This is a genomic window from Ascidiimonas aurantiaca (assembly GCF_037646345.1).
GTDB classification, from domain to species: domain Bacteria; phylum Bacteroidota; class Bacteroidia; order Flavobacteriales; family Flavobacteriaceae; genus Ascidiimonas; species Ascidiimonas aurantiaca.
Genome location: NZ_JBBEWR010000002.1, coordinates 153,160 through 171,539, shown reverse-complemented (window position 1 = coordinate 171,539; position 18,380 = coordinate 153,160). Strand labels below are relative to the sequence as shown.

At 38.7% G+C, this 18,380-nt stretch carries 16 protein-coding genes; 9 read left to right on the top strand and 7 right to left on the bottom strand.

The annotated features are described in order from the left end of the window. The first annotated feature begins 131 nt into the window (after positions 1-131). From WAO84_RS03290 to WAO84_RS03270, 5 genes are all read left to right on the top strand, one after another. The gene (locus WAO84_RS03290) at positions 132-542 is read left to right on the top strand and encodes a MerC domain-containing protein (RefSeq protein ID WP_340063604.1); all 411 of its coding nucleotides are present in this window, start codon (positions 132-134) and stop codon (positions 540-542) included. 173 nt (positions 543-715) lie between these two features. After that, a complete protein-coding gene (locus tag WAO84_RS03285) occupies positions 716-1,429 on the top strand; it encodes a pirin family protein (RefSeq protein WP_340063603.1) in 714 nt (237 codons plus the stop codon). 442 nt (positions 1,430-1,871) lie between these two features. After that, complete coding sequence (locus tag WAO84_RS03280) at positions 1,872-2,828, top strand: LytR/AlgR family response regulator transcription factor (RefSeq protein ID WP_340063602.1); 957 nt, start codon at positions 1,872-1,874, stop codon at positions 2,826-2,828. A gap of 114 nt (positions 2,829-2,942) precedes the next feature. Further along, the gene (locus WAO84_RS03275; protein ID WP_340063601.1) at positions 2,943-3,623 is read left to right on the top strand and encodes a hypothetical protein; all 681 of its coding nucleotides are present in this window, start codon (positions 2,943-2,945) and stop codon (positions 3,621-3,623) included. An 11-nt stretch (positions 3,624-3,634) separates the two neighbouring features. Next, positions 3,635-4,798 carry a retropepsin-like aspartic protease gene (locus tag WAO84_RS03270; RefSeq protein WP_340063600.1) on the top strand — a complete coding sequence of 388 codons (1,164 nt, stop codon included), beginning with the start codon at positions 3,635-3,637 and terminating at the stop codon, positions 4,796-4,798. Between the two features lie 13 nt (positions 4,799-4,811). Here WAO84_RS03270 and WAO84_RS03265 read toward each other — a convergent pair whose 3' ends face one another. The 3 genes from WAO84_RS03265 to WAO84_RS03255 form a co-directional block, all read right to left on the bottom strand. Further along, on the bottom strand, positions 4,812-5,966 hold the full coding sequence (locus WAO84_RS03265; protein ID WP_340063599.1) for an acyltransferase family protein: 1,155 nt from the start codon (positions 5,964-5,966) through the stop codon (positions 4,812-4,814). Between the two features lie 138 nt (positions 5,967-6,104). Beyond that, entirely contained in the window at positions 6,105-6,767 is a 663-nt protein-coding gene (locus WAO84_RS03260; RefSeq protein ID WP_340063598.1) for a LytR/AlgR family response regulator transcription factor, read from the bottom strand. Positions 6,768-7,204: 437 nt separating this feature from the next. After that, complete coding sequence (locus WAO84_RS03255; protein ID WP_340063597.1) at positions 7,205-7,897, bottom strand: protein-L-isoaspartate(D-aspartate) O-methyltransferase; 693 nt, start codon at positions 7,895-7,897, stop codon at positions 7,205-7,207. 209 nt (positions 7,898-8,106) lie between these two features. Here WAO84_RS03255 and WAO84_RS03250 point away from each other — a divergent pair, with 209 nt between their 5' ends. From WAO84_RS03250 to WAO84_RS03240, 3 genes are all read left to right on the top strand, one after another. Beyond that, entirely contained in the window at positions 8,107-8,508 is a 402-nt protein-coding gene (locus WAO84_RS03250; RefSeq protein WP_340063596.1) for a hypothetical protein, read from the top strand. Between the two features lie 121 nt (positions 8,509-8,629). Further along, on the top strand, positions 8,630-10,873 hold the full coding sequence (locus tag WAO84_RS03245) for a TonB-dependent receptor (RefSeq protein WP_340063595.1): 2,244 nt from the start codon (positions 8,630-8,632) through the stop codon (positions 10,871-10,873). Positions 10,874-11,106: 233 nt separating this feature from the next. Then, positions 11,107-11,907, top strand: a complete 801-nt coding sequence (locus WAO84_RS03240) for a hypothetical protein (protein WP_340063594.1) — start codon at positions 11,107-11,109, stop codon at positions 11,905-11,907. 135 nt (positions 11,908-12,042) lie between these two features. Here WAO84_RS03240 and WAO84_RS03235 read toward each other — a convergent pair whose 3' ends face one another. Then, positions 12,043-13,572: a SulP family inorganic anion transporter gene (locus WAO84_RS03235; RefSeq protein WP_340063593.1), complete on the bottom strand. Its 1,530-nt coding sequence runs from the start codon at positions 13,570-13,572 to the stop codon at positions 12,043-12,045. Positions 13,573-13,889: 317 nt separating this feature from the next. On the opposite strand from WAO84_RS03235, the gene WAO84_RS03230 reads away from it, so the two are divergent. Beyond that, positions 13,890-15,350 (top strand): BCCT family transporter, encoded by a 1,461-nt coding sequence (locus tag WAO84_RS03230; RefSeq protein ID WP_340063592.1) that lies wholly within the window; start codon positions 13,890-13,892, stop codon positions 15,348-15,350. Here WAO84_RS03230 and WAO84_RS03225 read toward each other — a convergent pair. The 3 genes from WAO84_RS03225 to WAO84_RS03215 are packed head-to-tail and all read right to left on the bottom strand — an operon-like array spanning position 15,344 to position 18,330. After that, on the bottom strand, positions 15,344-16,219 hold the full coding sequence (locus tag WAO84_RS03225; RefSeq protein WP_340063591.1) for a phosphodiester glycosidase family protein: 876 nt from the start codon (positions 16,217-16,219) through the stop codon (positions 15,344-15,346). The two genes, WAO84_RS03230 and WAO84_RS03225, sit on opposite strands and share 7 nt — an antisense overlap. Beyond that, on the bottom strand, positions 16,194-17,657 hold the full coding sequence (locus tag WAO84_RS03220) for a M14 family zinc carboxypeptidase (RefSeq protein ID WP_340063590.1): 1,464 nt from the start codon (positions 17,655-17,657) through the stop codon (positions 16,194-16,196). The genes WAO84_RS03225 and WAO84_RS03220 overlap by 26 nt, the downstream gene beginning before the upstream one ends. Continuing rightward, positions 17,647-18,330: an N-acetylmuramoyl-L-alanine amidase gene (locus tag WAO84_RS03215; protein WP_340063589.1), complete on the bottom strand. Its 684-nt coding sequence runs from the start codon at positions 18,328-18,330 to the stop codon at positions 17,647-17,649. The genes WAO84_RS03220 and WAO84_RS03215 overlap by 11 nt, the downstream gene beginning before the upstream one ends. Positions 18,331-18,380: the final 50 nt, after the last annotated feature.

Sequence of the window (18,380 nt, the reverse complement as noted above, 5' to 3'; positions counted from 1 at the left end):
AAAATAGAAAAAATACAAATGCAACCAAGTTGCATTTGTAGAAATTAACTTATATTTGCATACCCTTTTAAAGCTTCATTGGCATGATATATTTTTTTAAAATCATAAATCCCTTAAAGAATAATTAGATAATGGTAAATTGGCTAAACTTCTCTTCCAGGTCAGATATTATTGGTATCATTGCCAGCAGTTTATGTTTTTTGCACTGCCTGGCTACACCCTTTCTTTTTGTTGCATATACCGGTACTTCTATAATAGAAGAAACGCATACTTGGTGGTGGGGCACTTTAGATCTGATATTCCTTGTCATTTCTTTTCTCGCTATTTATTGGTCTGCCCGGGTCACTTCGAGCAAATGGATTAAACATGCCTTTTGGTACGCATGGCTCTTTTTGTCATTACTGATAGTAAATGAAAAACTTGAGGTATGGCATTTGCCGGAATGGATTATTTATCTTCCCGCAATAGGCCTCATCGCACTACATTTTTATAATCATCGCTATTGTCGTTGTAAAGGTGAAAATTGTTGTATTGATCATTGACAAATTACATTTCGTAAAGACGTTTTGAAATCTGTAAAACCTTAGCTGGTTTTAGATTTTACACAATTACAATGTATTTGGTCTTTGTAAGATTTTATAAAAACAACCGACAAAAGAAGATATATTTAAGCCCTAAAAAATTGTAATACATAATTTAAAAGGAGGAAAAAAAAATGAAATCAGTAGTACACAAAGCAGACACAAGAGGTAATGCAAATCACGGATGGTTACAATCCAAACACACCTTTAGCTTCGCTAACTATCACCACCCCGAGCGAAACAACTTTGGGATGTTACGGGTCCTTAATGATGATACTGTTTCCGAAGGGCAGGGATTCGGCACCCACCCTCACAGGGATATGGAGATCATTTCCATTCCTCTGGAAGGCGATCTGGAACATAAAGACAGTATGGGTACAACCGCTGTTATTAAACAGGGAGATATTCAGGTAATGAGCGCCGGTAGTGGTATCATGCACAGTGAATACAATGCTAATAAGGACAAACCCGTAAAATTTCTTCAAATATGGGTTTTCCCCGACAAAAAGGGTGTGGAACCCAGGTATGATCAGATCACTCTCAATCTTGAAGACCGGAAAAACAAATTACAACAAATACTGTCCCCTCATGCAGATGATGCAGGTGTCTGGATCCATCAAAATGCCTGGTTCTCTATGACCTCATTAGAAAAGGATACATCACTTACCTATCATTTAAATGACCCTCAAAACAATGGTGTTTATGCCTTTGTTATTGATGGCAAAGTTACCATTAATGATCAGTCTTTAGATAGAAGAGACGGATTTGGGGTATGGGATATTAACCAGTTGGATATAAAAGCTGATAGTGCTACAGAGTTACTCCTTATAGAAGTGCCCATGAGCTGATTTTTGATAAATAATTAATTGTTAAAAACAGCCTCACTTACAAAAATAATGGTAAACCATATCTTTCCCAGTATTTTTAAAGAAGAAAAAAAGGTATATAATTGTAAGCAGAAGGTTCAGAACTAAAAGGAGATTAACATAAGGTTTATCTCCTTTTTCATATATGAAACCCGGTTTCTTAACTTTAGTCTCTTTCGGTTTTCTTCGGTTTTTATGTTTTATACTAAGTGATCAATAAGGCGCTTTCTATCATACCTGTTAGAAGCCTCTGCGCAGTAAAAGCAGATGCTACTCTGGAGACTTAAAGTAGTGTGTAACACAAAACTTCTATCCTGCCCAAATTCAGGTATTTTTAGAATTTTATACTTCACAAAGGTATTAGCGGTACTCACCACACCCAGTAACCGAAAAATAGGGTGCTTTAAAATAATAATTTCTAAGCATGAACATAGGGCAGGTAAGCTGTTCACTTGAAGATCCCATTCTAAAAAAAACGTATTTTGCAGGCATGAACTTAAAAGCGCTATTTAAAAGACCACACCCTTTTATTTTTAACCGTAACAGTGTTCTCATTACAGGGGTGGCTACTTTTTTTGTTTTAGTGGTGCTTTCTCCTTTTGGTTATCACACATTACCACTGAAGCACAGAGTTTGGCTGGCTCTTATAAATAGTGTAATTGCAGCTTCCAGTATCTGGTTAATGGTAACTTTTATACAACGGTTTTTTCCAAAATGGTCAAAACCGGAAAATTGGGTTTTAGGTAAAGAAATACTCCTCATATGGGGCACTTTACTTTTAATTATTCTACTCACTTATATGTTTTTACTAGTTAGCAGTATTACTAATGAAACGGGTATTTCTTTGTTTTTTCAGGTATTTCTTAAAACGATGGCCATAAGTGTGATACCTATTAGTATTCTCGTATTTTTTGAGCAGTTTATGCATCAGAAAAAGAAGTTAAAACAGGCAGTTTCTATTTCAAAACAACTTAAAGCGCGAAAAGAAAACTATGACAATAAAGAAAATGGGGTTATACAGCAAAAGGAAAAATATATTTTGATCCCGGGTGAAAATGGTAAAATAGAGCTTAAACTACTTCCTGAAGAGCTTATTTACTTAAAATCGGAAGGAAACTATATTGAGGTGTATTACAGTTCAGGTACTCTTAGTATTCAAAAAAAACTGATACGTAATAGCCTCAGATCTATACTGGAATTTTTACCTGCCTCCTCATTCTTTCATTGTCAAAAAAGTTACATTGTGAATGTTGATCATATTATAAGTGTTCAGGGAAATGCACGAAATCTAGTATTAACGGTACGAAATAGCGATATCGATATTCCGGTATCGAGAGCAAAAACCGAAGCCCTGCAAAACTTCCTCAAAACTGCCGGTTAAACCAGGCTTCCTGTTTGTACCATTTACGTCCCTTTTATACCAAAGCACTGATTTTAAAGGTGTTTTTCGCGGAGAAATATCCAAATTTGCCAAAACAAATCAGGCATCGCCACTATGGAAAACTTTTTTAAATTTATATTATATGTTCATATTGTAACAGGAACAGTGGCACTTTTCACAGGGTTGGTTTCTATTTTGTCAAAGAAAGGTGGTACACGCCATATCACTTTTGGCCGTTTCTATTTTTGGGCAATGACTTTTGTTTTTATCACAGGTATTCTGGTTGCCAGTTATAAATACAATCGTTTTTTGTTTTTAATTGCTTTTTTAAGCTATTACAGTGTTTTTTGTGGTATTCGTATTTTGAAATTGAAAAAACTGCATAAAAACCAACGCCCTCAGTGGTATGACTGGCTGGCTGGGTTTTTGAACGGTTTTGCCAATTTGTTATTTGTTATTTTGGGAATTACTTATCTGTGGCGAACAAATGCACATTTGGGCGGTCCCTTGTTGTCTCTTGGTTTTGGTTTAGGCGGATTATACCTTACTTACACCAATCTCATGCCTTTTATTAAAAAACCGAAGAAACCTTATCACTGGTACGTGTCACATATTGGTAATATGATGGGGGGCTATATTGCCACATTCACGGCATTTCTATCGACCGTAGTAACCCGTTATGACCTTATGAACCCATATCTGGCTTTTGCACTACCTTCGCTTATTGGAATTCCTGCGATAGTGTATTGGCTTCAAAAAACTGAAAAAAAATTTAATCGTTCAACAGCCTCTTAAAAAATTTAATAATGAGATCTACACGCCTTTTTTATATTTTAATTGTTCCTTTATTACTAAGTAATTGCTCGTACATGGCCAACGTACGGCTGCTTTCTAACGGAGAATTACGAAAACAAGAATTTGTGGAGGTGATTCCTTTTGAATTACGCAAGGACATTATTGTAATTAAAGCATATGTAAACGATGACCCCACTGAAAAGGAATTTATTTTTGACACCGGGGCTTTTAACAGTAAACTTGAAAACAATCTGGCCGAGACACTTGGGTTGCCAACAGTTACCACAAAAAAAAATTCCACTGCTCAAGGCGTGACCAGGGATATTGAAGTAACCCGTATAGATTCTATTCGGCTGGGCAATACCTCGTTTTACAACATAGGTGCCGGAAAGGTGGTATATGATAAAACCTCTGCAAGTCCATGTGTAGCGGCACACGGCATTATTGGCGCTAATTTGATTAAACTGGCTCACTGGAAAATTGATTATCAAAACGAACAAATATATTTTTCTGACACCCCTTTTCCCAAAGTACCGAACCGAACCGCTTACAGTATCCCTTTTGAGAAACCAACGCTTTCGGGTACACCCAAAATTACTTTAGAGATTGAAGGACGAACGGTTGAAAACATACTTTTTGATGTAGGTTATAACGGCGGGCTCGTACTACCGGATAAATTTAAAAAAGCTTTCTCGTCAAAGAATGAACGAATTGTATTTGACCGGTCAACTTCGGGCATCTATGGCAGTAACCGAGATACCCTCACCATAAAAGACCTGGAAGTTTCCATTGGCGGATATTCTCAAAACATGCCTGTTGAATTCTCAGCTATCGGCAAAGCACTGTTAGGTAATGAATTTCTTAAAAGTTGTATTGTTTTAATAGATTACGACCAACAGGAGATCACTCTTCAACCTTTCAAAGAAATACATATTGAAAGAGCAAAAGCATTTATCCCTGGCATTCTAAACGATTCACTTTGGGTAGTTAACCGAACGTCCCCCTCTTTTCCGTTAAAAATTGGAGATACTCTAAAAGCCGTAAATGGGTATATGCCAAAAGATCTCTTTCACTCACATTGTGATTACATAATGAACATATCTTCTTTAATTAGTAAAGATACACTTGCCGTTAAAACAGTATCTGATAAAATGGTTACATTGGTGGTACAATAAGTATGGCTAGGTTTTATGTTGGATTAACATCTGCGAGTGCTGTTTCTTTTACTTTAGGTTTTGATCTCATGCCAAAAAGGACCCTTGTGATACGAAAAGGATACACTATAAAACGGTATATCAAAACAATAACAGGGAAAGAAAGTGCTAACAACAATAACATCTTCACCCCTATAGAAAGATCTAATTGGACCAGATAGTATGCCAGCAGTACGATTACCGTTTGGTGTAAAATGTAAAAAGGATATATAGCTTCGTTCATTTTTGAAAGCAACATACTCCTTTTATTGAACCATACCTGCCCGTAGCCCAATGCCGTAATGATCCATGACCAACCGGTAATACCCGATACTGCATACCAGATGTTCCATTGCGTAGTTAGGGATAAATATGGTGAAACGATCTCATCGGGAAGGTAGTAGTACGTGTAAAATACCATTGAACATATCAATGCCAGGTAAAAATTGGTTTTTCTGTGCTTTAACAAATATTGCCAGAGTATTCCCGAAGAGGCAAATACGATACCTGCAATAAAATAATACCCGAAATACAAGGTCGAAGATAAATTCAAGATACTTTTGGAATCACCGGGATAGTATTTTTTTGATAGTATCTTGATAAGAATGAGTAAAACACCCCATAGGAGAATACCGTATTTCTTAGTGGCCATGAAACTTAAGTACTTTTTTAAGATATCTGACCTTGAAGATCTCAGATATAAAATAATCGGGATACACGCTGCTGACATCCAAAACAAATTCCCTATAAACCACAAGTGATTTACTTCTATATGAGATAAAAGATCATTGTAAAAACTAAAATAGGATGTAAACTGTTCTCTGTTCTCAAAAAAGGTTTGTGGCGGCACAATAAACAAGATACCAAAAAACAACGGGATCAATAACCGGTATGAGCGTTCTTTTATAAACTGTATCCAGTTTCGTTTAGAAAATGCATATACGGTTCCCGTACCCGAAATAAGAAATAACATGGGAAGTCGAAACTGCTCGAAAAAAACCATGAGGTCATCTAACAGTTTACTGGACTCTTCGTTCATAATATGAAAACCGTCTCCATTAAACGGCATTCCTATATGATGCAGATACACTGCCAATATTGCTATTACCCGCCACCAGTCTATATCGTATCTTCTCAGATCACTTTGCATTTTTTTGGTTTAAAATTTACAAGGCAAAACTATAGGATATTTAGAGGTAAATACATGCAAAGTGATGAATGACAAAAGTATGTGATGAGTAACAAGAGGCTATAGCAAATGCCACGTTTTCTCATTGTTTTTAACCTGTTATGAAAGAAGGGTGTTGAATTTCCCGATACGAGACCTTGCCACGGGAATAAGGCCCGAATAATTGCTAAGTTCTAAATCGTACCCCTGAGCATTTCCTGATACTGAAACAATAGCGTTTAGGTTTATTAAATAAGAACGGTGCGTTTGAAAAACAAAAGGATATGCTTCCAGTTGATGATTTAGTTCTTTTAGAGTTAACCGAATGATCTGTTTAGTAACATCTGATCCCTGCCGAGTAAACACTTCAACATAGTTGCCGTCTGCTTTGGCAAAAAGAAATTGGTCTGTATTCAACTGGAAACTTTCCGAAGGAATATGAGAAGTTACAAAAACCGATTGGGTCTGTTCATTAGTGATCTTCTTTTTTCCGGAAAGCTTTATACGGTATGCACTTTTTTCAAATTTATGAATGAGCCTTTCCAGGTTTAACGGCAGAAAAAATCCTATAATGAGAATACCTACCAGGAAGGTATTACGTATTTCCTCAAATAAATATCGTAAGGACCAGTTATCGGGATTGGTATAAATAATATCGCGAACCAAAAAACTCCCCACACCCATTAAAAGCAACACTATGATAAGGTGAAGAACCTCTTTTCCCATTACCCAGGAAGTTTCTTCGGTAACAAAAACATTACGTATCCCAAAATAAAGTAACATGATAACAAAAGGGGTAACCGAATGGATAACGCATATCCACAAAAAATTAATTTTATGCTCCGCTCTGTTTACTTCAAAAGGTTCAAAAAAATAAGTAAATACAAAGCTTAGTACAGCTATCGTGACCGCAATTACGAAAAGGTCAGATCCTTTGTAGTAATAAGGGTAGCGTTTATTTAGATATGTTTTTAGTGTTGTCAAAGCTTTTGTTAGCGGATAATTATATTCGCCGGCAAATTAAAAAAATATACATCGTAATGGGCCTTTCAAAAAGCTAAAAACGTAAAAAAGTATATTCCTCCGTATTATCGTTTTACAGGGTCTGTATGGTGTTTTAGCAGGTATTCATCAAAGTTCCCTGTTTTTATTTCACTTATAAATGCTTCATTATTGCATCGGGTCTTTTCCACACGATGAACTAGACCATTTTTTTTGAATTACTGATGTCTTGTAAAAGGGACAAAACGTACATTCATAAGATGCCTGGTCTTTATTTTATTTCCCTTTTTAGTGATTAGCAAAAGCTTTCGTACTCCGCGATGTGGCCCTACGGGAATAATCATTTTTCCACCATCTTTTAATTGATCTACGAGTGCCGGAGGAACACTTTCGGCCCCGGCAGTGACCATTATGGCATCAAAAGGAGCATTTGCAGGCCAACCGTGGTATCCATCGCCTATTTGCACTTCAATATTAGAATAGCCCAGAGAATCCAGCCTTGAACGGGCGTCCATCCCAAGCTTCCTGACAATTTCAATAGTGTACACACTATCAACGATCTCAGCAAGTACAGCTGCCTGATATCCCGAACCTGTACCTATTTCGAGTACCCTGTAGGTTGGTTTTAGTTGCAAGGCCTGTGTTATGTATGCCACCATATACGGTTGTGATATGGTTTGCTTTTCTCCTATGGGCAAGGGCCCATCAGTATATGCTGAGGCTCTCTCATTCTCCGGTACAAATACATGCCTGGGAACATCTCTCATAGCGTTGAGTACAGTATTGCTGGTAATCCCTCTTGCTACTAACTGCTCACGTATCATTTTTTCCCTTTGTTCATCCATAAGTGTCTGTGCCAGTGTATTCTGCACCGTCCCTGCCAGGCATAAAATAAAAATTACGACCTTCATATTGTATTTTTTGAACCTTTAATTTACGAATTTGATATCCAAAGACCAACCTTCTCAAGCCTTGCTATTACTTTGCACCAACCGTTTCTATCCCATTAGTATTAAATTCATTGAATGATAAAGGTCATTTCATCACTTTCTAAAATGTTTTACTTTTGACCTGCTTTTACAAAAGCACTCTTTTATTGTATGAGAAGTTTCTATAATTTATGAAATTAATCTTTTCTCTGGTATTGCTGCTATCCCTTATTCTGAGGCCAACAATACTATTGGTAAATCTGATCGATTACCATTACAACATTGTTTACATCATAGAAAATTTTTGTGTGAATAAAGAAAAGCCGGAACTTAACTGTGACGGGAAATGCTATCTGGCCCAAAAACTTACTTCTACAGAACAACCTGCCGATTCAAATAATGGTGATTTCACTATAAATTTTGAGCTTTTTGTCCCACTTTTTTTTAATGGTTGTCTAAAATTGGAAAGTCTGTTAAAACTTAGCAGCGTACTTAAATCCAATTTCTTATATCTTGACATTTCGGGTATGGAACTATCAGAAGTGATTGACCCTCCTCCTAAGTTCCTTTTTGTTTATAAGCATTTATCATAACAAAACTTATCGAGGCTTCGGCATGCACAATTTTTAAGACCACTGCCAATGCCTGGCATTCACGGGAACACACAGTAAAGTTTCCCGATGGATGCTTCTATAACAAAAAGAAACACTAAACATGAAAATACTTTTTTCAATAATTCTGTGTTGTACAGGGTTTTTATTGTATGCACAACAAAAAATACAATTGACAGACGCTGCTTCCGGCACCCAGGTAACCGGAGCCACTTTTATTTATGGAGATCAAAAAGGTGTCTCCAATGAAAAAGGACATATTGAAATTATAGTTAGAGCAAATACTTCTTTGATCATCTCGCATATACAGTACGGCCGTATAGAACTTAAACCACAGGAGGTCACCGAGATCCTGAAAAGTGGAGATATACGTTTATATCCTATCACTACCCAGTTACAACCGGTAACGGTTATTGCCATACGTCCTGAAAAAGGAGAAAAAGAGGTATTAAACCTAAGCTATCTGGACAAGATGCAACATGATGGCGGTGCTCTGCTAAACCAAAGTCCGGCCATAAATAGTATTCGTAAAAGTGGCAGTTATGCATTTGACCCGGTAATACGCGGTTTTAAATACGACCAGCTCAACATTGTAATCAATGGAGCGCAGTCTGCCATAGCGGCCTGCCCCAACCGAATGGACACTCCGAGCAGTCAGATCCCTGTAAATATGATGCAACGGGTAGAAATATTAAAGGGGCCGCATGCCTTACGATACGGTAACGCAGTAGGAGCTACCATTAATTTTGTACCTGTTACACCTTGGTTTACCGAAAAAATTACCCTAACCGGAAGGGTCTCATCCGGCTATGATGCAAACGGAAATGTAAGCCGGAATGAAGGACAATTCAATATTACCGGAAAAAGAACAGATATGGGGATTTTTGCATCTTATGCTAACGGAGATGATTACCAAGACGGGAACGGAGAAGAGGTACCCGCAAATTTTTCAAGAGGCAGTTTTGGTATTAACCTGGGCTGGCAGCTTTCCGAAAACCAACAACTCACCTTTTCAACTACCTACAACAGGGCAAGAGATGTAGATTTTCCCGCCCTGCCTATGGACATGTTAGAGGATGACACGTGGCTTTTCAATGCAAGACATGACGTTACTATAAACAATAAACATCTTACCTCCTGGAACAGTACCGTTTATGGCACTTTTGTAAACCACTTAATGAGCAACACCCTTAGAGATCCCGCTTCCAGGATGACAGATGCCGAAACAAATGCGAAAACACATACTTATGGAGCACGAACTGAAGGAATATGGACATTTTCAAACAGAACCTTATATGTGGGAGCAGATGTTCGCCTGGATAAAGCCGAAGGCGTACGAGCACGAACACCTCTTATGGGCCCAAATGCAGGAAGTACATTTTTTGACAATGCATGGCAGAACAGCCGTATTTTTAAAAGTGGCCTGTTTGCTGAGTACCGTATTCAAAACCAGACCTGGCAATATATACTTTCAGGTAGAATAAACCTGAATGATGCCAGAATAAATGATGAACAATCTGAATTTAACTCTATTTATTCAGATACCGGCGAAACACAAATAAATCCCAGTATAAGCTTAGGAGCCGTAAAGTCTTTTAATTCTGAATATTCATTAGGTATATGGTTATCCCGGGCACAACGAAGCGGAAGCATCACCGAGCGTTATATAAACTTTTTCCCGGTGGGACAAGATCGCTTTGAAATGTTGGGAAACCCTTTGCTTGACCCTGAAATAAACAATCAGGCAGATATTACTTTACATCTCAAAAAGAATAAAACACAAATTACCTTCAACGTATTTGCCGCGTATCTGCAGGACTTTATCTCATCTATAATTGACCCTGATCTGGAACCACGCCTGGGAAACAGTCCGGGAGTACGCCAGTTTATTAACATTGATGAGGCGTTTAAAACCGGATTTGAGATCACATGGAATCAGGAACTCTTTGCAGGTCTTCAGCATCAACTCAGTGGTGCCTACACTCTTGGGGAAGATCTGGAAAGAGATGAACCCCTACCCGAAATACCGCCTCTGGACATTCGCTATACGCTAAGTGGCAATTATTTTAAAGGAAAACTAAAACCTTCCTTTACCTTACGCCATGTATTAGAACAGAACAGGGTTTCCCCTGAATTTGGAGAACCGGAAACTCCCTCATTTACCAACATGGATATAGCTGTACAATATGAGCTTACCAAAAACCTGCGTATTTCTGTACAGGTACAAAACCTCTTTGATGAGGCCTATTTTGAACATTTGAACAGAGCTTTCAGGTCTGATGCACAACAGCGTATATTTGCGCCGGGGCGTAACATCTCATTTGCGGCAAACCTCAACATACTATAATAGCAGCAGTATTAAACAAAATCTCACTTTGTAAAAAAGAGACGGTCTAGAAAGACCGTCTCTTTTTATAGGTGATCCTGCCTAGAAACAAACCGCTCATAAGGGTGCGGAAGATTAATCGGTAACTCATCGAAAAAATCAAAAATAGAATTGTTGAAACATAATATTTAACTTATTTTTATAGTAAGAATTAACTTAATTAAAATTAATCACTAAAAATCAAAACTATGAAAATGAGTTATTTAAAGTCGTTAGCTGTTTTGCTAATGTTTGTCGCAGCCACAAGCTGCCAACAAGAAGAATCACCTGTAACTAACCCCGAAATTGAAGCTTCTGCAGAAGCGGTAAATTCAACCACACTTGAGGTACCACAGGAAGCTATTGACATTACCCACAATTACACCTACAAGGGCCAGACATTTCAGGTTATCTACACCTTAAATGAAATTGAAAAGACGGTAGTAAACACCAAAGGAGATGTAGGTCAGGCAGAGCAATTATTCAGTGATGAGAAAGGTCCGGGAGTATTGTATTTTGAAGATCCTGTAGAAAATAAAACAGAGATCAATATTACCGTTTTTGACACACAGGAAGAATTGGACAACTACCTGATAAAAGAACAACAGGCGCCAGCAGATCTGGCCAGCACCCCGGATCAAACTGCCAGAAATTGTAATAGCTGGTTCTTGCCCGGTACAGGCGATTATTATTTCTACCGGCATATTAACTATAATACCGAGATGACCACCTTACGAAGACTCAATGCAAGGAATACGGGCAATCATTGGGTAGGTTCCGGTAACAATGACCAAATGTCTTCTCTTATATTAGTCAAACCTTTTGAGCGAAACATTTATGTAAGCCTTCGCCAGCACATTTGTTATGAAGGACGTTCTCTTAACTTCCTTTTTGGTCGCTTTACAGGTACCGCTTTCGGTATTCGCAACCTCCGGTGGTACACACTATCAGGATGGTGGTTGTGGAGAAGATCATGGAACGATCAGGTATCTTCTTATCATGGACTCTCCTGGTAAAAAGTTTCTCTGGTTTCAACCAGACGAAAGGTATTTAAGGTTCTCATGATTACCAACCCTAAAACTAAACCTTTTGTTAAATTAAGACCTGGAAAAGCGCCTTTTTGAAAAGGCGCTTTTTTATATCCTTACGATTTAAATATCGTCAACAACTACTTTGTAAGTAGGGTCTTCTAATACATTCACTTCAATAATCTTTTCAGCATTTTTGAGTAATTTTCGGCAATCCGGACTCAGGTGCTTAAGGTGAATGGTTTTACCTACCTTGTGATAACGTTCTGTAATTTTATTAAGGGCTTCTATCGCAGACATATCTACTACCCGGCTTTCTTTAAAGTCGATCACTACCTCCTCCGGATCATTTGCGATATCGAACTTTTCATTAAAAGCACTGATCGAACCAAAAAATAAAGGCCCGTATATCTCATAATATTTGGTTCCATTTTCATCTGTTCGTTTTCTGGCCCGTATTCGCTTAGCGTTATCCCATGCAAATACCAGAGCAGAAATAACCACACCTAAAATAACAGCCAGTGCCAGATTGTGTAAAAACAAGGTTACCAGTGTTACGAGCACCATGACAAAAATATCTGATCTGGGCATACGGGTAAATGTTCGTATGCTAGCCCACTCAAAAGTACCTATGGCCACCATGATCATAAGTCCGGTAAGAGCTGCTATTGGCAATTGTTCTATAAGGGCAGCACCAAACATGATAAAAATCAACAACATCACGGCTGCTACTATACCAGACAGGCGTGCTCTTGCCCCATTTGAGATATTAATAAGGCTTTGTCCTATCATAGCACACCCTCCCATACCCGAAAATATGCCCGAAAGCATATTGGCCATACCCTGCGCAACGGCTTCTTTATTGCCTCTTCCTCTGGTTTCTGTTATCTCATCAACAATATTGAGCGTAAGGAGGCTCTCAATAAGCCCTACTCCTGCTACAATAAGGGCATACGGGAAAATAATTTGCAAAGTTTCTATATGAAAAGGTACCTGGGGAATATGAAATGGCGGGAACCCTCCTTTTATAGAAGCTATATCCCCTACTGTTTTGGTATCAATACCCAATACCGTTACCAGCGCAAAAATAGCGAGTATTGCTACCAATGATGCCGGAACGGCCTTACTGATCTTTGGAAGGCCCCAGATAACGAACATGGTAACCAATACCAAACCGAGCATTATATATAGCGCACTGCCTGTTAGCCAGTTGCCCGAAGCATCACGAAATTGTTCCAACTGCGCCATAAAAATGATGATAGCCAGCCCGTTCACAAAACCGAAAATTACCGGATGGGGCACCAGACGCATTAATTTTCCAAGTTTTAAAAACCCGGCGGTTGCCTGCAATATACCAGCCAGAAAAACGGTAGCAAATACATACTCTACCCCATGACTTTTCACCAGTGTAACCAAAACTACGGCTACTGCTCCCGTGGCCCCTGAGATCATTCCCGGCCTGCCACCAAAAATTGAGGTAACCAGCCCCATTACAAAAGCGGCGTACAAACCGGTTAAGGGAGACAAACCCGCTATTAAAGCAAAAGCTACTGCTTCCGGTACCAAAGCCAGCGCTACCGTGATTCCTGAAAGTATTTCAGTTTTATAATGTACCTTTTGGGTGAGGTCAAATAAATTGAAATATTTTTTCATAGCATGGGGTTAGATTGTCTCGTAAATATCTGATGCCATGCAAAATATAATACACAGCTCTTATTTTTAAAGGGCACAAAACTAATGCTTTTATACTTGCTGCAAAAATCTAAAAACAGGTATTTACAACAATATTTTGCGTAACCCGGTCGCTTTGTTTTTCATAAAAGACGGTGAATTTTATTACTTTAGCGATGCGACTGTTTTGTTCCAAAAGATGATCAGGGAATAATACAGGTATATGCCCGATAAATATACAGCCCGATTTTACTAAAACACTAACCATTAGTTTTATAAAAAAATATCGAAAAAATGTTTTGTTATACCTTTCCTTAGGTATTCTTTTGATTTTTACCCTTCCTTCTTTTTTTATTACTGAAACGTATTATGAGCTTATAGAAAATGTTTCTATATGGGTACGTAACTGGTTTGGTAATTTTTATCTGTGGTTGGGCCTGTTTTGTGTACTTTTTATTGTGGGAGTTGCACTTTCTCCTCTGGGTAGAAAAAGATTAGGGGGGAAAACTGAAAAACCGGAGCATTCCCTATGGTCCTGGGTAGCCATGCTATACAGTGCAGGTATGGGAGCCGGCATTTTATTAAGGGCAGTACAGGAACCTGTGTATATGAAACATCATCCACCTTTTCAAAGTGACGTTCCTTCTCGCATTATTGCCCTTGAATACACCTTTTACCAATGGGGGTTTACGCCCTGGGCTTTTTATGCACTCTTTGCCATGATTATCGGGTACTACATCTTTATTCATAAGAAAAAAGTACTGGTAAGTTCGGCCATAGAGAACCGTATCCGGCTTCCCATAGCCAAAAACGGGATCGATATACTCGCTGTTATCACTACGGTATTCGGGCTTATTGGGGCCATAGGTTTAGGAACTACACAAATTAACGGGGGACTTAACCATTTGTTTGATGCCGGTTTTGGAATTAAGTTCACCATATTCCTTACCCTCCTCATCTGCTTTTTAGCTTTTTTATCGGTATGGGCCGGTGTTAATAAAGGTATCAAAGTAATATCCAGGCTTAACATTGCGGTAACCCTTATTCTGCTGGCTTTTATTTTTACTCAAAGTAATATAACCGCCGTTATTACATCGTTTGGCAGAGCCACTTATCAATATATTATAGATTTTATTCCTTTGAGCATAGCCGCCGGTCCCTTTAACCCGGGAAAGGCATTTTTAACGGATTGGACTTACTATTACTGGGCCTTCTGGCTGGCATGGGCCCCGTTTACCGGTATTTTTATCGCACGTATTTCACGCGGCCGCACACTTAGATCTTTACTACTGGGTGTAATGATCATCCCCTCATTAGGTACTTTTTTCTGGTTTTCGGTCTTTGGGGAATCTGCCTTTCAACTCATTGACAACTGGGGAACCTATAAAGGTGAATTTGACAATGTATTCACTTCCCTTTTTATATTTCTTAGAAATTACCCCTTTCAGGGACTGGTAAACGCCGTTTCTATTTTCCTGCTTATTAGTTTTCTGGTAACTTCTGTAGATTCGGCAGTATTCGTACTTAGTATGTTTACCGATAAAGGAAGTAAAAAACCCTCGCGAAAGCACCGGCTTATATGGAGTGTATTTATTGCAGTGTTTGCGGTAGCCATTCTAATTCTTGGAAATGCCCGGCCCGATACAGATGTTCTTCAGGCGCTTCAAAAACTACTCATTATTACTTCCCTGCCGTTTGCTTTGTTTATGGTAGTAATGACCCTTATTTTTTTAATGGACTTTCAACGAAAGCGTCATTGATTTTCAGGAACCAGTATTAATGCATTATGTACAGGCCTTTCCCCGGCTGCATCACTGGGTCGGTTCAATACACCTTCTTTTTCAGGAAAATCAACCCATAGTGTTGATGAACCTCCTCCATCGAGATTGAGTGCATTTTTGCATCCCAATTTCTCCAGGAATTGCTGTAACTCTCTTAAACTCATCCCTACAGATACCTCACTTCTTCCATCGACCACAATAAAATAAAATGTCTTTTCCTTTTCGCAAAGACAACTTCGCGGGTGCCTTTTATTTACAAAGGCGATATCCGGCAGTACGGTAGTTACAGAATTGGCTACCAGCAAAGGGCCTGCTACCAGTACAAGTTTTTCTTCTTTGGAGTTTTGATAGAATTTATCGGTTTTAACTGCTTCTATTTTTAAGTTTCCCATAGTATCTGCTATTACCGATCCGTTGAGAAAATAATCGGGTTCCTGCTGCCTTTGTTCCGTACTTTCTGTAAAACCTATAGGGATTCCGTTAATTTCAGTATAAGTAACGGGATATCCTTCGTTTACATTAAAAAAGCCTCCGTTAATAGCAACAACAGCCTGTGCGCTCTTTGCCATCATACTTGTAGTGACCAAAGAGTCACGGGCATACGCCAGAGTAAGATTGTGCCCGTTAAGAGCAGTTTTGGCTATCTCCAGAACAAATACCTTTTGGGGTTGCCCCTGCGCAGTGAGTTGTGTTTCCCAAAACCGAAAATTACCCGTATCACCTAAAAGCTCCTGAGCTGATGAAGTAAACACTCCCGCAGTAAAAACCAACCAGAGAAAGTGCAGACGCAAAGTGTAATTAGCCAATAAATGTTGTAAAAATTTACCTGATGATGAGACCGTTTCCATTGTTTGACTCTACATTATTCACATCTATCAAAAAACCATTGATCACCGCATAGTGAATACTGTTATTTTTAGCCAGGAAAAAAGTAGCATTTACTCCCGGGTTTAACAGCGATGAAGGCTCAAAGCCATCGGGAACAAGATGCATAGGGAAATCGGTAAAAACTTGGTCTTCAGGCACATTCTCTATTTTCAAATAAGCATATCCTTTTTGAAGAAGGCTTTTTATATCAAGTTTTCCCAATGCTCCCATATCTGCCAACTTTTCAGGATACACTTTTGCAGGTACATATGTATAACCGTTCATATCTTTTTCTTTATATCCGAAAAAGGTGGACAGATCCCCCTGGTCAGATACCCTTCCGTTATAATACAGTTTTTGGGTTTCTGTATCCTGTGTTTCCGAATGGTGTATACCTATATCAAGTATATATGTTTTATCTTGAATAGGATATGTGAACCCGGTGAGCTTGAGGTCAAATAATTTGCGGTCATTATGCGGGATATCTTCATAGGCAGGCAAAGGTTTTTGTGAGTAGTCTCCAGATGCAATGGCATCTAAGGCCGAAAGGATCGACACAAAATTCAACTTTCTGATGTATTGCTTTTCTATATCGCCCGGATACCCTCCTGACTCAATAAGTATGGTGCTGGTTCCCCATTTCTGGATATTATCGCCAAATGCCCTGGGTTCAAAATCATCGTTATACCTTCCTACTTTTCCCGGTATATACCTTTGCAATACTTCATTCATATGAACAATGATTTTCATGGCATCACCTCTAACCTTATTTACCGATTTTTCATAATTATAGGCCGGTGCCAAAAAAGAAACAGTGGCTGTATTGGCGGTTCTTGAAGTATTGTAATGAATACTCTGGTCATGCAGGTTAAAACCAAAATCGGCCTCTAAACTATCTCTTACACGCTTTAGGGTCCTTCCTTCAGGCGACTGCAGTCGTAAGGCATCCCGATTAACATCAATTCCCAGTGTATTACGGCGTTTATATACCTCAGCCCCATCGGGATTGAGCATAGGCAAAAAGTGAATACGAAGGTTTTCAAGCATTCGGGTTTTTCGGGCATCTTTTTGTGTATCGGTAAAATAATTAAGAATATCAAAAACAGCAGCAGTAGCCGTGGGCTCATCACCGTGCATCTGCGACCATAGAAAAACATCAACCGTACCACTACCCATGCTTAAAAGGGAAAGTTTGCGGCCTTCTATAGAGTATCCCACAGTGCTTTTATCTATAAGGTCATGTCCTGATAAATTCTCAATTAAAGGTTGTAAATCTACATGTTTAAACCTTCTTTCAGTAAGACTCTTTTCTTTAAAACGATCGTAGGAATTGTATAGATCTTCTTCAAAATCCTGCGCATAGGCCAAGGTGAAGCATAAAGAAGCTATACCGTATAAAAAACCTTTTTTAGTTGCCATTTTGAGTGTTTTTTTGAGGTAGGAGTTTAAAATTCAATTGTTTAACGGCATTGCGTACTTCATTCATAAAAGCCGGTCCGGGATCGGTTTTTTCTGTACGATAGGCATCGTTGGTTTCCAGCCAGAGCTCGTGCCCCTCAAACAAAGTATATTCATAATGACCAATGAGATAGTCTATGGGATACTTTTTTTTGAGGTATTTTATGAGCTTGATATTAGCTCTTACCTGTGCCTTTGTTAAGGGTGTATCCTGAGTACCTCCTACATTCTCGACCCCTATGGCACAATGGTTGAGTCCAATAACATGCCGTGCCATTACCTCTTCCGGTACCAGCCGGTAAATAGTTCCATCACGATCTATAAGAAAATGAGCAGAAACATTCAAAGCACCGGCGCCTGCAATCTCAGGTCGCCAATTAGGTAATACAGGATCTCGAAATGCCTTAAACGACCTCTCGAGATCAGGAATAGCCGTCCAATGCAAAACAATCATTTTGGGTAATATTTGCGGTTCTGACTGTTCCAGCCGGTAACGCTCCTTAAGATACTCCAGGGTAAGTTGTTTTCGCTGTTCATTAAAAACTACGGGTTTATCAACTATACGGGCAGCGCTACACGATGCCAAAAGCAGTGCACCTGTTACTATAAAGATGCCTCTCAAAAAAAATGACATGAATTTTCAATTTAAGAAATACAGAATGTTGGTGAAGTTACTAATAATAA